At 61.0% G+C, this 13439-nt stretch carries 11 protein-coding genes; 6 read left to right on the plus strand and 5 right to left on the minus strand.

What is annotated here, in order from left to right; all coding sequences use genetic code 11:
* Positions 1-8: 8 nt before the first annotated feature.
* Complete coding sequence (locus tag LCU97_RS07370; protein WP_232776014.1) at positions 9-2114, minus strand: TonB-dependent siderophore receptor; 2106 nt, start codon at positions 2112-2114, stop codon at positions 9-11.
* Between the two features lie 245 nt (positions 2115-2359).
* On the minus strand, positions 2360-3526 hold the full coding sequence (algW, locus tag LCU97_RS07375; protein ID WP_053152318.1) for a Do family serine endopeptidase AlgW: 1167 nt from the start codon (positions 3524-3526) through the stop codon (positions 2360-2362).
* Positions 3527-3630: 104 nt separating this feature from the next.
* Here algW and LCU97_RS07380 point away from each other — a divergent pair, with 104 nt between their 5' ends.
* The 3 genes from LCU97_RS07380 (at position 3631) to cysN (ending at position 7476) form a co-directional block, all read left to right on the plus strand.
* Positions 3631-4389, plus strand: coding sequence for a Nif3-like dinuclear metal center hexameric protein (locus LCU97_RS07380; RefSeq protein ID WP_053152320.1), 759 nt, complete (start codon positions 3631-3633; stop codon positions 4387-4389).
* Between the two features lie 261 nt (positions 4390-4650).
* The gene (gene cysD / locus LCU97_RS07385; RefSeq protein WP_041020852.1) at positions 4651-5568 is read left to right on the plus strand and encodes a sulfate adenylyltransferase subunit CysD; all 918 of its coding nucleotides are present in this window, start codon (positions 4651-4653) and stop codon (positions 5566-5568) included.
* A gap of 9 nt (positions 5569-5577) precedes the next feature.
* Positions 5578-7476: a sulfate adenylyltransferase subunit CysN gene (cysN, locus tag LCU97_RS07390; RefSeq protein ID WP_232776015.1), complete on the plus strand. Its 1899-nt coding sequence runs from the start codon at positions 5578-5580 to the stop codon at positions 7474-7476.
* A 167-nt stretch (positions 7477-7643) separates the two neighbouring features.
* Here the strand turns inward: cysN and LCU97_RS07395 are convergent, their stop codons facing one another.
* From LCU97_RS07395 to LCU97_RS07405, 3 genes are all read right to left on the minus strand, one after another.
* Positions 7644-8552, minus strand: a complete 909-nt coding sequence (locus LCU97_RS07395) for an acyltransferase (RefSeq protein ID WP_232776016.1) — start codon at positions 8550-8552, stop codon at positions 7644-7646.
* Entirely contained in the window at positions 8553-10652 is a 2100-nt protein-coding gene (gene pta, locus LCU97_RS07400; RefSeq protein WP_053152326.1) for a phosphate acetyltransferase, read from the minus strand.
* A 61-nt stretch (positions 10653-10713) separates the two neighbouring features.
* Positions 10714-11052, minus strand: a complete 339-nt coding sequence (locus tag LCU97_RS07405) for a DUF3565 domain-containing protein (protein ID WP_082339788.1) — start codon at positions 11050-11052, stop codon at positions 10714-10716.
* On the opposite strand from LCU97_RS07405, the gene LCU97_RS07410 reads away from it, so the two are divergent.
* The 3 genes from LCU97_RS07410 to LCU97_RS07420 all read left to right on the plus strand — a co-directional run bounded on the left by LCU97_RS07410 (position 11021) and on the right by LCU97_RS07420 (position 13398).
* On the plus strand, positions 11021-11506 hold the full coding sequence (locus LCU97_RS07410; protein WP_053152330.1) for an FKBP-type peptidyl-prolyl cis-trans isomerase: 486 nt from the start codon (positions 11021-11023) through the stop codon (positions 11504-11506). The two genes, LCU97_RS07405 and LCU97_RS07410, sit on opposite strands and share 32 nt — an antisense overlap.
* A 120-nt stretch (positions 11507-11626) precedes the next feature.
* Positions 11627-12109 carry a glutathione peroxidase gene (locus LCU97_RS07415; protein WP_053152332.1) on the plus strand — a complete coding sequence of 161 codons (483 nt, stop codon included), beginning with the start codon at positions 11627-11629 and terminating at the stop codon, positions 12107-12109.
* Between the two features lie 185 nt (positions 12110-12294).
* Positions 12295-13398, plus strand: coding sequence for an NADH:flavin oxidoreductase (locus LCU97_RS07420; RefSeq protein ID WP_232776017.1), 1104 nt, complete (start codon positions 12295-12297; stop codon positions 13396-13398).
* Positions 13399-13439: the final 41 nt, after the last annotated feature.

Raw genomic sequence — 13439 nt, forward strand, 5'->3', positions numbered from 1 at the left:
ATTTCCTTTTACAGATCGAGGGTGAGACTGACGGTGAAGTTGCGTGGCTCTCCGGGGTTGACCCAGTAGTTGCTGTAGGAGCGCTCGTAGTATTTCTCGTCGAAGAGGTTGTTCAGGTTCAGGCCCACGGTGACCTGATCGCTGGCCTTGTAATGGGCCAGCAGGTCCACGGTGTGGTAGGCCGGCAACTCGAAATCGCTACCGGCCTGTCCGGAGCGATCCCCGACGTAGGTGAACGCCGCTCCGACATCCGAGCCGCGTAGATGGCCATTCTGGAATTCGTACACCCCCAACAGGCTGCCGCTGCGCTTGGCAACGCCCAGGATCCGGCTGCCTGTGGGAAGGGTCTTGTCGCCCTGGGTGACTTGCGCATCGATGTAGGCAAAGGCGCCGATGACCCGTATGGCGTCGGTCACCTGACCGGTCACTTGCAAATCGATCCCCTGGCTGCGTGCCTTGCCCATGGCCCGGTTGGTGTCGGTCGCCGGGTCCAGCGCCAGAACGTTTTCCTTTTCAATATGGAACGCCGCCAGGGTGCTGCTCAGGCGATCATCGAACAGTTCGCTTTTGATCCCGACTTCGTAACCCACGCCTTCTTCCGGATCGAAGGACTTGCCGTTGGCGTCCAGACCGTTGTTGGGCTTGAACGAAGTGGAGGCGTTGGCGAACAGCCCGACTTCGGGCGTCAGTTGGTACAGCAGGCCGGCGCGTTGCGTCAGGGCGTCGTGGCGTTGGCGATCGGTGACGTTGCGGGTGTGATCGTCGATGCTCTGTTCGAAATGCTCGTAACGTACGCCCAGCATGCCTCGCAGCTTGTCGGTGAAGACAATCTGGTCCTGAAGGTTCAGTGCCCGGCTCTGCACATGCTCGAAGAAATCCGTGCCGGTGCGCAGGCCGTTGGGTTTTGGCTGCCCGTAGATCGGTTGATAGATATCGATGGGATAGGTGCCACCGTTGATGGTGGTCACGCGTTCGTTCTTGCGGTAATCCTCGTATTCAGTACCGATCAGCAGTTCATGCTGCCAGGGGCCAAGATCGAACAGGCCGCGCAGTTCCAGTTGGGTGATGCTGTCGTGCCAATCGTTATCGCGCTCACGGTAACGTCGGTTCACGGTGTGCCCGTCGGCGTTGAGCGGGCGCGCTTCGGAGGCGAATCCCCAGAGCTCACCCTGCTTGTAGTGGCTGGCCAGGCGCAGTTGCCATGCGTCGCTGAGCTGACGCTCCAGAGCGGCCTGGAGCATGTTGTTGTGGTTGTCGATGTCGCCGTCGTTGGGTTCGCCCAGGAACGTGGAACGGGAAACGCCGCTCCAGCGGTTGTTCGGTGCGACGATGCCGCGGTCGAACGTCGAGCTGTGGCGCACGATCTCGCTTTCCACCAGGAGTCGGGTGTCGGGATTCAATTGCCAACTGAAGGAGGGAGCAACGAAGACCCGCTTGCTACCGACATAATCGCGGAAGCTGTGGTTGTCTTCGACCGCCAGGTTGACCCGTGACAACAGGTTGCCTTCGGCGTCCAGAGGCGTGTTGACATCCAGGGCGGTGCGGTAGCGATCCCAGCTGCCGGCACTGGTTTGCAGCGTGGTGAATGCTTCAGGCTGGGGCTTCTTGGTGACGATGTTCACCGTGCCACCCGGATCACCACGCCCGTACAGGCTGGCCGCCGGCCCCTTGAGCACTTCGATGCGTTCGATATTGGCCGCATCCGGTGTGCTCGGATAGCCTCGGTTGGCGCTGAAGCCATCCTTGTAGAATTCCGATGTCGTGAACCCGCGCACGCTGTATTCGTAGAGGGTCAGCCCGCCGAAGTTATTCTGTTTCGATACGCCACCGGCGAACTCCAGTGCCCGTTCGACACGGGTGCTGCCCAGGTCCTGGAGCACTCTGGCGGGGATCACGCTGATCGATTGCGGAATATCGCGCAGGGCGGTATCGGTTTTGGTTGCGCTGGCGGAGCGGGTGGCGCGGTAGCCCGCCACCGGTCCGGTGGGGGATTCGTAATCGGATCTCACGCTGATCGTTTCCAGTTCCAGAGGCAAGGAGTCTTCGGCGAAAACCGGATTACCGAGCAGGCCCAAGGCCAGGCTGGCGAGAGAAATCCGTTTGGAAGATGACATGTTATGTTGTTCCAATTTTGATAATTGAAACAATATAACACTACCAATGAGAATCTATGCTATCTGTGTTTTGGGCGAAAACCAAGCCGCAAAGTGCGCATAGGGCAAGCACCACCGTTCCCGCTGTGCTGTGGGCAGCAGCGGGAGTGTCGGATGTGGTCAGTCTGCTGTTTCGAGAAAACAGGCTTCAGGGCTGCTGGGCAGCCCAACGGGAGCAAGCTCCCTCGCCACGAGAGGCGGGGGCGTTACTGTTCTTCCTTGGCCGGCACGGGCACCGGTGCCGGTGGCGGACGCAGGCCGATTTCAGCCGTGAGCTTGAGCTCCTTGCCGTTACGCATCACCTGGATAGTGACCTTGTCGGTGGGCTTGATCCGCGCCACCTGGTTCATCGAACGGCGGCCATCGCCGGCCGGTTCGCCATCGATGCTCAGGATCACGTCGCCCAGTTGCAGGCCGGCCTTCTGTGCCGGGCCGTCGCGGAAGATTCCCGCCACCACGATGCCGGGACGCCCGGAAAGGCCGAAGGACTCAGCCAGTTCCTGGGTCAGCGGCTGCACTTCGATGCCCAGCCAGCCGCGAATCACCTGGCCGTGTTCGATGATGGATTTCATCACTTCCATTGCCAGTTTCACGGGGATGGCGAAGCCGATGCCCTGGCTGCCGCCGGATTTGGAGAAGATCGCCGTGTTGATCCCGGTGAGGTTGCCGTTGGCATCCACCAGCGCGCCGCCGGAGTTGCCGGGGTTGATCGCGGCATCGGTCTGGATGAAGTCTTCGTAATTGTTGAGGCCGAGCTGGTTGCGCCCGGTGGCGCTGATGATGCCCATGGTCACGGTCTGGCCTACACCGAACGGATTGCCGATAGCCAGGGTGACGTCGCCGATGCGGATGCTGTCGGAGCGGCCGATGGTAATAGCGGGCAGGTTCTTGAGGTCGATCTTCAGGACCGCGAGGTCGGTCTCCGGGTCGCTGCCGATCACGCGGGCCAGGGTTTCACGACCGTCCTTGAGGGCGACTACGATCTGGTCGGCGCCGGCAGTGACGTGATTGTTGGTCAGTATGTAACCTTCCGGACTCATGATCACGCCCGAACCCAGGCTCGACTCCATGCGTTTCTGCTTGGGCGAGTTGTCGCCGAAGAAACGTCGGAACTGCGGATCTTCGAACAGTGGATGGCTGGGCTTGTTGATGACTTTGGTGGTGTACAGGTTGACCACCGCTGGCGCGGCGAGGGTCACGGCGTCGGCATAAGACACCGGCCCCTGTTGCGGCGCCTTGGCCTGCGGTGCCTGTTGCAGATTGACATCGAGGCTGGGCAGGCCGACCCATTCCGGGTAACGCTGGATTATCAGTAGAGCAACAAGCACGCCAGCCAACAGCGGCCAGCCGGAAAAACGCAGCGCCTTGAGCATTAAACACGTCCTACGAAGGTTGCAGGCGGGATGGGACCGCCCATAATGTCGCGCATTATACGAGGCCGCGCGTGCCTCTGAACGGGATATTTAGGAGTCTTTTCATGGCCGTAGCCCTGAGCACCCTGGTCGAAGAAGCGGACCGCTACCTGGGAAGCAGCCGGATTACCGATTACTGCCCCAACGGCCTGCAGGTCGAAGGGGCGCCCCAAGTGATGCGGATCGTCAGCGGTGTGACCGCCAGCCAGGCCCTGCTCGATGCCGCCGTGGACGCCGATGCGGACTTGGTGCTGGTGCATCACGGCTATTTCTGGAAGGGCGAGAACCCTTGTATCACCGGCATGAAACAGCGTCGCCTCAAGACCCTGCTCAAACACGATATCAGCCTGCTGGCTTATCACCTACCGTTGGACCTGCATCCCGAAGTGGGGAACAACGTGCAATTGGCCCGGCAACTGGAGATCACCGTCGAAGGGCCGTTGGATCCGGAAAACCCCAAGGTCGTCGGCCTGGTGGGCTCTTTGTCCGAACCGATGACGGCTCGGGATTTCGCGCGCAGGGTCCAGGAGGTCATGGGCCGTGAGCCGTTGCTGATCGAAGGCGACCAGATGATCCGCCGGGTCGGCTGGTGCACCGGTGGCGGCCAGGGCTACATCGATCAGGCGGTATTGGCCGGCGTCGACTTGTACCTCAGCGGCGAAGCATCGGAACAGACCTTCCACAGCGCCCGGGAAAACGGCATCAGCTTCATCGCCGCCGGGCACCATGCCACCGAGCGCTATGGCGTCCAGGCGCTGGGTGACTACCTGGCGAGGCGGTTTGCGCTGGAGCATATCTTTATCGATTGCCCGAATCCGATTTGAAGCAACCAGATCCCGTGGGTTCACTCTGTGGGAGCAAAGCTTGCTCGCGATAGCGGCGTTACATGTGCCGACGTCATCGCGAGCAAGCTTTGCTCCCACAGAGGTGCTCCCGCACAGGGCATTGCAACACCCGAACCCCCAGGCATATCCATATGCTGTTTCGATCTAGTAGGCGCCCTGATTAGAAGAGGTCGCTGTGCTAGGATTCTTCGCTCGAACACGGCCCGCTGGCCGTTCATAAGAAAGTTTTCGTGAGTAGCCATGGTCGACAAACTGACGCATCTGAAACAGCTGGAGGCGGAAAGCATCCACATCATCCGCGAGGTGGCCGCCGAGTTCGATAACCCGGTGATGCTGTACTCCATCGGTAAAGATTCCGCCGTGATGCTGCACCTGGCACGCAAGGCGTTTTTCCCTGGCAAGCTGCCGTTTCCGGTGATGCACGTCGACACCCGCTGGAAATTCCAGGAAATGTACAAATTCCGCGACCGCATGGTCGAGGAAATGGGCCTGGACCTGATTACCCACGTGAACCCGGACGGCGTGGCACAGGGTATCAACCCCTTTACCCACGGCAGCGCCAAGCACACCGACATCATGAAGACCGAAGGCTTGAAGCAGGCCTTGGACAAGTATGGTTTCGACGCCGCCTTCGGTGGTGCCCGCCGCGATGAAGAGAAATCCCGCGCCAAGGAGCGCGTGTACTCGTTCCGCGACAGCAAGCACCGCTGGGACCCGAAGAACCAGCGTCCCGAGCTGTGGAATGTCTACAACGGCAAGGTCAACAAGGGCGAGTCGATTCGCGTCTTCCCGCTGTCGAACTGGACCGAGCTGGACATCTGGCAGTACATCTACCTTGAAGGCATCCCGATCGTACCGCTGTACTTCGCCGCCGAGCGCGAAGTCATCGAGAAGAACGGCACGCTGATCATGATCGATGACGAGCGCATCCTCGAACACCTGTCCGAGGAAGAAAAGGCCCGTATCGTCAAGAAGAAAGTGCGTTTCCGTACCCTTGGCTGCTACCCGTTGACGGGCGCGGTGGAGTCCGAGGCTGAAAGCCTGACGGACATCATTCAGGAAATGCTCCTGACGCGAACTTCCGAGCGCCAGGGCCGGGTCATCGACCACGATGGCGCAGGCTCGATGGAAGATAAGAAACGTCAGGGTTATTTCTAAGGGGTTGTCATGTCGCACCAATCTGATTTGATCAGCGAGGACATCCTCGCCTACCTGGGCCAGCACGAGCGTAAGGAACTGCTGCGCTTCCTGACCTGCGGTAACGTCGATGACGGCAAGAGCACCCTGATCGGGCGCCTGCTGCACGACTCCAAGATGATCTACGAGGATCATCTGGAAGCCATCACCCGCGATTCGAAGAAAGTCGGCACTACCGGTGACGACATCGACCTGGCGCTGCTGGTCGACGGCCTGCAGGCCGAGCGCGAGCAAGGCATCACCATCGATGTCGCGTACCGCTATTTCTCTACCGCCAAGCGCAAGTTCATCATCGCCGACACTCCCGGCCATGAGCAGTACACCCGCAACATGGCCACCGGTGCTTCCACCTGTGACCTGGCGATCATCCTGGTGGATGCCCGCTACGGCGTGCAGACCCAGACTCGTCGCCACAGCTTCATCGCCTCGTTGCTGGGCATCAAGCACATCGTCGTGGCCATCAACAAGATGGACCTCAAGGACTTCGACCAGAGTGTGTTCGAGTCGATCAAGGCCGACTACCTGAAGTTCGCCGAGGGCTTGAAGATGAAGCCCACCACCTTGCATTTCGTGCCCATGTCCGCCCTCAAGGGCGATAACGTGGTGAACAAGTCCGAGCGCTCGCCGTGGTACACCGGCCAGTCGCTGATGGAGATCCTCGAAACCGTGGAAGTGTCGGGCGACCGCAACTTCACCGACCTGCGTTTCCCGGTGCAGTACGTCAACCGTCCGAACCTGAATTTCCGCGGTTTCGCCGGCACCCTGGCCAGCGGCATCGTGCACAAGGGCGACGAAGTGGTCGTTCTGCCGTCGGGCAAGAGCAGCCGCGTGAAATCCATCGTCACTTTCGAAGGCGAGCTGGAACACGCCGGCCCTGGCCAGGCGGTGACGCTGACCATGGAAGATGAGATCGATATCTCCCGTGGCGACCTGCTGGTGCATGCCGACAACGTGCCGCCGGTCACCGACAGCTTCGAAGCCATGCTGGTGTGGATGGCTGAGGAGCCGATGCTTCCGGGCAAGAAATACGACATCAAGCGCGCCACCAGCTACGTGCCGGGCTCGATTGCCAGCATCGTCAACCGGGTCGACGTGAACACCCTGGAAGAAGGTCCGGCCAGCGCGTTGCAGCTCAATGAAATCGGCAAGGTGAAGATCGCCCTGGATGCGCCGATTGCCTTGGACGGCTACGAGAGCAACCGCACCACCGGCGCTTTCATCGTCATCGATCGCTTGACCAACGGCACCGTCGGCGCCGGCATGATCGTTGCCCAGCCGCTGGCCCACGGCAGCAGTAGCCACCACGGCAAGCTGGCCCATGTGTCGGTGGAAGAGCGCACCCAGCGCTTCGGCCAGCAGCCGGCGACGGTGCTGTTCAGCGGCCTGTCGGGCGCCGGCAAGAGCACCTTGGCTTATGCCGTGGAGCGCAAGCTGTTCGACATGGGCCGTGCGGTCTTCGTACTCGACGGCCAGAATCTGCGCCATGACCTGAACAAGGGCCTGCCGCAGGATCGTGCCGGGCGCACCGAAAATTGGCGCCGTGCGGCTCACGTCGCCCGCCAGTTCAACGAAGCCGGCCTGCTGACCCTGGCGGCCTTCGTTGCGCCGAGCGCCGAAGGGCGTGAGCAGGCCAAGGATCTGATCGGTCGTGAACGTCTGCTGACGGTCTACGTCCAGGCCTCGCCGACGGTGTGTGCTCAGCGTGATCCGCAAGGGCTGTATGCCGCCGCCGGCGACAACATCCCGGGTGAATCCTTCCCATATGACGTGCCGCTGGATGCCGACCTGGTAATCGATACCCAGTCGCTGACACTGGAAGAGAGCGTCAAGCAGGTGTTGGAGTTGCTGCGCAAGCGGGGCGCGATCTAAGCGTCAGCCGCAAATGAAAAGCCCGCCGGTGAGCAATCATCGGCGGGCTTTTTTCATTGACTCGGACCCTGTGGGAGCGGGCTTGCTCGCGAATGCGGTGTATCAGTCAACATCTGTTTTGAGTGTCAGTCCGCTTTCGCGAGCAAGCCCGCTCCCACAAGGGGGAGTCAGCGGCGGCTTGGGAATTCCTGATGCATCTGCTCAAGCAATGCATCCTTGTCCTGCCACAGCTGGTTGATCCAGCCTTGGAACTCCAGACGATAGACGCCGTCCTGGTCGTAGTTCTTGCCAACGAACTGTGGCGGAATTGTCAGCTCCTGGAAATGCACCACCACCTCGTCGACCTTGCCGCACAGCAAATCCCAATAGCCCGGACGACCGCCCGGATAATGGATCGTCACATTGATGATCGACTCCAATTGTTCACCCATGGCATCGAGCACGAACGCGATGCCGCCGGCCTTGGGCTTGAGCAGGTAGCGAAACGGTGACTGCTGTTGGGCGTGCTTGTCTTCGGTGAAGCGGGTGCCTTCGGCGAAATTGAAAATCCCTACGGGATTGTCGCGAAATTTCGCGCAGGTCCGGCGGGTGGTTTCCAAGTCCTTGCCTTTCTTCTCCGGGTGCTTTTCCAGGTAAGCCTTGGAGTAGCGCTTCATGAACGGAAAGCCCAGGGCCCACCATGCCAGACCGATCACGGGTACCCAGATCAATTCCTGCTTGAGAAAGAACTTCAACGGGCGGATGCGCCGGTTCAATACGTATTGCAGCACCATGATGTCGACCCAGCTCTGATGGTTGCTGGTGATCAGGTACGAGTGCTGGTAATCCAGCCCTTCCAGGCCGCTTAGGTGCCAGCGGGTGCGGCGCAGCAGGTTCATCCAGCCTTTGTTGTTGCTGATCCAGGCCTCGTGGATATGACTCATCAACCAATCGGTGAAGCGCTGGGCGGCGGGGAAGGGCAGCAACAGTTTGAAGATCGCCACGACGAACAGCGGCGTACAACAGAGGATCGTGTTCAGCGCCAACAGCAGCGAAGCGATGACGCCGCGCAGGGCGGCGGGTAGGAAGTCCAGCATTTAAATATCCATGGGTCGGTTGGCAGCCTGGATCGCCGTCAAGGCGATGGTGTACACGATGTCATCGACCTGGGCGCCGCGGGGCAAGTCGTTCACCGGTTTACGCAGGCCTTGCAGCATCGGCCCGAGGCTGACGCAATCGGCGCTGCGCTGCACGGCCTTGTGGGTGGTGTTGCCGGTGTTCAGGTCCGGGAAGATGAACACCGTCGCCCGGCCAGCCACCTGGCTGTTTGGGGCCAGTTGCCGCGCCACGGTTTCGTTGGCGGCGGCGTCGTATTGCAGCGGGCCGTCGATCAGTAGTCCGTGCTGCGCCTCATGGGCCAGCAATGTGGCCTCGCGGACCTTTTCCACCTCTTCGCCACTGGCCGATTCGCCGCTGGAATAGCTGAGCATCGCCACCCGTGGCGTGATGCCGAACGCGGCGGCCGAGTCGGCGCTTTGCAGGGCGATTTCAGCCAGCTCCGCAGCGCTGGGATGCGGGTTCATCACGCAGTCGCCGTAGACCAGCACTTCCTCGGGGAACAGCATGAAAAATACCGACGACACCAGGGAGCAACCCGGGGCCGTCTTGATCAGTTGCAAGGCCGGGCGGATGGTGTTGGCGGTGGAGTGAATCACCCCGGAAACCAGGCCGTCCACTTCATCGAGCGCCAGCATCATGGTGCCGATGACCACGGTGTCTTCCAGTTGTTGCTCGGCCATCGGTGCGTTCAGGCTCTTGCTCTTGCGCAGTTTCACCATGGGTTCGACGTAACGCTCACGAATCGCGTCCGGATCGAGAATCTCCAGCCCTGGCGGCAGTTCGATGCCCTGGGCCCGGGCCACCGCTTCGACGTCGGCCGGTTTGGCCAGCAGCACGCAGCGGGCGATGCCCCGGGCCTGGCAAATGGCGGCGGCCTGTACGGTCAGCGGTTCGCTGCCTTCGGGCAGGACGATGCGTTTGTTGGCAGCCTGGGCGCGCTGGATCAGTTGATAGCGGAACACTGCCGGCGACAGGCGCATTTCCCGAGGCGTGCCACAGCGCTGGTGCAGCCATTGGGCATCCAGGTGGCTGGCGACGAAATCGGTGATGATCTCCGCACGTTCGCGGTCATCGATTGGAATTTCCTTGTTCAGGCCATTGAGCAGGTTGGCGGTGTCATAGGAGCCGGTGCTTACCGACAAGACTGGCAAGCCCGCCTGCAAGGCACCTCGGCACAGCTCCATGATGCGTGGGTCGGGCAGGGTGTCGCTGGTCAGCAGCAGGCCGGCCAGCGGTACGCCGTTGATCGCCGCCAGGCTCACGGCCAGGATGATGTCGTCGCGATCGCCAGGGGTCACCACCAGCACGCCGGGCTTGAGCAGTTCCACCGTGTTGCGCATGGTGCGGGCACAAATGATGATGTTGCTCATGCGCCGGGTTTCGTAGTCGCCGGCATTGAGCACCTGCGCGCCCATCAGGTCGGCGACGTCGCGGGTGCGGGGGGCGTTGAGTTCAGGTCGGAACGGAATACAGCCCAGCAGGCGGAAATCGCCGCTGCGCAGCAGGGGGGAGTGTTCCCGCAGCCTTGCGCTGAACGCTTCGATGCTTTCGTCAGTACGCACCTTGTTCAGGATGACCCCGAGGACTTTCGGATCCTTCGGCCCGCCAAACAATTGCGCCTGTAGCTCCACGCGTCCGGAAAGTTCGGTCAGCACTTCGTTTTCCGGGGCCGATACCAGGATCACCTCGGCGTCCAGGCTCTTGGCCAGGTGCAGGTTGACCCGGGCGGCGTAACTGGCGCTGCGGGTGGGCACCATGCCTTCTACGACGAGCACGTCCTTGCCGACGGCTGCCTGTTGGTAGAGGGTGATGATTTCTTCCAGCAATTCATCCAGCTGTCCGTCGCCAAGCATGCGCTCGACGTGGGCCAGGCCCAGGGGCTGGGGCGGCTTGAGGCCGTGGGTGCGGGCCACCAGTTCGGTGGAGCGTTCCGGCCCGGTGTCGCCAGGATGGGGTTGGGCAATGGGTTTGAAAAAGCCGACTTTCAGCCCGGCCCGTTCCAGCGTACGCACCAGCCCGAGGCTGATGGAGGTCAGACCCACACCAAAATCGGTGGGCGCGATAAAAAAAGTTTGCATGCCGATTCCCTAGAGGTGCATGACAAAGGGCGAGGCCTATGGTTGGCCCCTGCCATCGAATTCAGTCGCCAAGGTTATCGCTAACCGAGGCCTGCGCGCACCAGCCGCAATCAAAGGACTGGCCTATTTTTTCAATACGTTGCAGTGGGTCCAGAACCCAGGCCCGGGCTTGCCACGGTGGTTGGTGGCGCAGATGCTGTGTATGTCCGCAGGACAGCTCGACCACCCAGTGGCCGTCCTCGTCCTGATGGAAACCGGTGACCGTCGGTCTGTTCGGACGAGCCCGTTTGTCCGGGTTCCGTTCGCTTTCGGGCAAATCCTTGTTTAGACTTGTCCGTTCTTCATTCTTTTGCAAAAGGTCTTGCCCCATGCTGATCGCCGCCAATAAGGCTGTCTCCATCGACTATACCCTGACCAACGACGCTGGTGAGGTCATCGACAGCTCTGCCGGCGGCGCTCCGCTGGTCTACCTGCATGGCGCAGGCAACATCATTCCGGGCCTGGAAAAAGCCCTGGAAGGTAAAACCGCCGGTGATGAGCTGAACGTTGCCGTCGAGCCGGAAGACGCTTACGGTGAATACTCTGCCGAGCTGGTCAGCACGCTGAGCCGCAGCATGTTCGAAGGTGTGGACGAGCTGGAAGTGGGCATGCAGTTCCACGCTTCGGCGCCCGATGGTCAGATGCAGATCGTCACTATCCGTGACCTGGAAGGCGACGACGTCACCGTCGACGGCAACCACCCGTTGGCCGGCCAGCGTCTGAACTTCAAGGTCAAGGTCGTCGACATCCGTGACGCCAGCCAGGAAGAAATTGCTCATGGTCACGTCCATGGCGAAGGCGGCCATCATCACTGATTTCTGCGCTACGCTCAGGTGAACGGGAAAGGCGCCTTGCGGCGCCTTTTTTGTCGCTTGCTGTTAGCATCGCCCACAGTTGTTTTGAAAGATTGGCTAGAGCCTAATGTGGAGTTCGTCATGAGTGCTTTTCACGACCTGAAACTGAAAGCCCTGAATGGTCAGGAGCTTGCTCTGGCGCCCTTCAAGGGGCAAGTCGTGCTGGTGGTCAACGTCGCCTCCAAATGTGGACTGACACCGCAGTACAAGGCGCTGGAGGAGCTTCATCAGCGCTACAAGGACAAGGGCTTCAGTGTGCTGGGCCTGCCGTGCAATCAATTCGCCGGGCAGGAGCCGGGTACCGAGCAGGAGATCCAATCGTTCTGCAGCCTCAACTATGGGGTAACGTTTCCGCTGTCCGGCAAGCTGGACGTGAACGGTCCCGATCGCCATCAGCTCTATCGCCTGCTGGCGGGCGAGGGTGCCGAGTTTCCAGGGGAGATCACCTGGAATTTCGAGAAATTCCTGCTGGGCAAGGACGGCCGCGTACTGGCGCGCTTCTCGCCACGCACGGCGCCGGATGACCCTGCCGTGATCCAGGCGATAGAAAAAGCGCTGGGCTGACCCAGGCGGGCATGGTCCACTGTGGCGAGGGAGCTTGCTCCCTCGCCACAGGTATTGCGGTGGATATACTCCAGCGCTGCCTTCTGACTCTTAATCACTCCAATCAATAGTGCTACCCACCACTGCTGGCGCTGCATATTATCGCCGTCATATAGACCTGCGATCCCATTTCCATGGAGTGCCCCATGCCAGTAGAAGCCTTGTTCAAGCCCTTCCAACTCGGCGCCTTCGAGCTGCCGACCCGGGTGGTGATGGCCCCGATGACCCGTTCCTTTTCGCCAGGTGGCGTGCCCAATGCCAAAGTGGTCGAGTACTACCGTCGTCGCGCGGCAGCCGGCGTTGGCCTGATCATCACCGAGGGCACCACGGTCGGGCACAAGGCTTCCAACGGCTATCCGAACGTGCCGCACTTCTATGGTGAAGACGCGCTGACCGGTTGGAAGCAGGTGGTCGATGCGGTCCATGCCGAAGGCGGTAAGATCGTGCCACAGCTATGGCACGTCGGCAGCGTGCGCCGCATCGGGACCGAGCCGGACGCCAGCGTGCCGGGCTACGGTCCCTCGGAAAAGCTCAAGGACGGTCAAGTCGTGGTGCATGGCATGACCCAGGCGGACATCGACGACGTCATCGCCGCCTTTGCCCAAGCGGCAAAGGATGCCCGGCGCATTGGCATGGACGGCGTGGAGATCCACGGCGCCCACGGTTACCTGGTCGACCAGTTCTTCTGGGAAGGCAGTAACCAGCGCACCGACGGTTATGGCGGCAGCCTGGCCAACCGTTCGCGTTTTGCCATTGAATTGATCCGTGCCGTGCGTGCGGCGGTGGGCGAAGGGTTCCCGATCATTTTCCGGTTTTCCCAATGGAAGCAGCAGGACTACACGGCGCGTCTGGTGCAGACCCCCGAAGCCCTGGGCGAATTCCTCAAGCCATTAGCCGAGGCCGGCGTGGATATTTTCCACTGTTCGACGCGACGCTTCTGGGAGCCGGAGTTCGAAGGTTCCGAGCTGAACCTGGCCGGCTGGACCCGCAAGCTCACCGGCAAGCCCACCATCACCGTGGGCAGCGTTGGCCTGGATGGTGAGTTCCTGCAGTTCATGGTCAATACCGACAAAGTCGCGCAGCCGGCCAGTCTGGAAAAGCTGCTGGAACGTTTGAACAACGATGAGTTCGACCTGGTGGCGGTAGGACGTGCGCTGCTGGTGGACCCGGACTGGGCTCGGAAAGTGCGCGACGGACGGGAGCAGGAGATTCTGCCGTTCAGTCGCGAGGCGTTGATGACGTTGGTCTGAGCGGCGTTTGCGCTGACGCCATCGCGAGCTGGTTCGCGATG

Origin of the sequence: Pseudomonas uvaldensis, assembly GCF_021271205.1 — a bacterium.
GTDB classification, from domain to species: domain Bacteria; phylum Pseudomonadota; class Gammaproteobacteria; order Pseudomonadales; family Pseudomonadaceae; genus Aquipseudomonas; species Aquipseudomonas uvaldensis.

Bases quoted from the DNA above. Each gene is read 5' to 3' on its own strand.
- LCU97_RS07370 (WP_232776014.1), bottom strand. From the start codon at position 2,114: ATGTCATCTTCCAAACGGATTTCTCTCGCCAGCCTGGCCTTGGGCCTG.
- algW (WP_053152318.1), bottom strand. From the start codon at position 3,526: ATGCTCAAGGCGCTGCGTTTTTCCGGCTGGCCGCTGTTGGCTGGCGTG.
- LCU97_RS07380 (WP_053152320.1), top strand. From the start codon at position 3,631: ATGGCCGTAGCCCTGAGCACCCTGGTCGAAGAAGCGGACCGCTACCTG.
- cysD (WP_041020852.1), top strand. From the start codon at position 4,651: ATGGTCGACAAACTGACGCATCTGAAACAGCTGGAGGCGGAAAGCATC.
- cysN (WP_232776015.1), top strand. From the start codon at position 5,578: ATGTCGCACCAATCTGATTTGATCAGCGAGGACATCCTCGCCTACCTG.
- LCU97_RS07395 (WP_232776016.1), bottom strand. From the start codon at position 8,552: ATGCTGGACTTCCTACCCGCCGCCCTGCGCGGCGTCATCGCTTCGCTG.
- pta (WP_053152326.1), bottom strand. From the start codon at position 10,652: ATGCAAACTTTTTTTATCGCGCCCACCGATTTTGGTGTGGGTCTGACC.
- LCU97_RS07410 (WP_053152330.1), top strand. From the start codon at position 11,021: ATGCTGATCGCCGCCAATAAGGCTGTCTCCATCGACTATACCCTGACC.
- LCU97_RS07405 (WP_082339788.1), bottom strand. From the start codon at position 11,052: ATGGAGACAGCCTTATTGGCGGCGATCAGCATGGGGCAAGACCTTTTG.
- LCU97_RS07415 (WP_053152332.1), top strand. From the start codon at position 11,627: ATGAGTGCTTTTCACGACCTGAAACTGAAAGCCCTGAATGGTCAGGAG.
- LCU97_RS07420 (WP_232776017.1), top strand. From the start codon at position 12,295: ATGCCAGTAGAAGCCTTGTTCAAGCCCTTCCAACTCGGCGCCTTCGAG.